This window comes from Actinomadura napierensis (assembly GCF_039529375.1).
GTDB lineage: Bacteria > Actinomycetota > Actinomycetes > Streptosporangiales > Streptosporangiaceae > Spirillospora > Spirillospora napierensis.
Window position 1 is genome coordinate 1 of the sequence record NZ_BAAAMR010000352.1, and the last position, 611, is coordinate 611.

Here is a 611-nt window from a genome sequence, read left to right on the forward strand (position 1 = left end):
ATTTAGTTCAGTTTTCGTATTACCAATCGTGTTGTTTAACTCAGTTTTAGTGTCGTTAATCTGAGTTGTTAACTGATCTTTAGTGGTATTTAACTTGGTGTTGGTATCAGTAATCTGGATACCAAGGTCTTTCTTGGCATCATTCAGATTCTTGTTGGTATCCGCGATCTGGTTTCCTAAATCTTTTTTCGCATCATTTAACTGATTATTGGTATCAGTGATTCTGCCATTTAAGTTCTCTTTGACTTTAGTGAGCTGATCAACATTTACTGCATCTTTGGCATTGATACCATCAGCTACATTGGTAATTTTCTTACCGCCGGCATTAATGCCCTGTTTGGTAATGCTTGGGCCTTCTTTAATAGTCAAACCATTCGTATTTAAGGTGGTGTTGCCAGTAGTCACACTGTCAAACTTCGAGTCTTTTAACAGTTCAATCTGAATACCATCTTGAGTTGTGCGAGTAATAATATTTTCACCGCTGGTTTTAGCCGCCGGAGTTGACGCAGCTGCACCACCTACAATATTAAGCTTGTCACCAAGTTTACGATGTACATCTGCACCGCTATTACCAGCAAAGTTCAAGCCTTTGTTTTCAAGCTCAGTCTTGG

At 39.1% G+C, this 611-nt stretch carries 1 pseudogene; it reads right to left on the minus strand.

What is annotated here, in order from left to right:
• Nucleotides 1-611, minus strand: a pseudogene (locus tag ABD296_RS49875) (hypothetical protein); the annotation flags it as partial.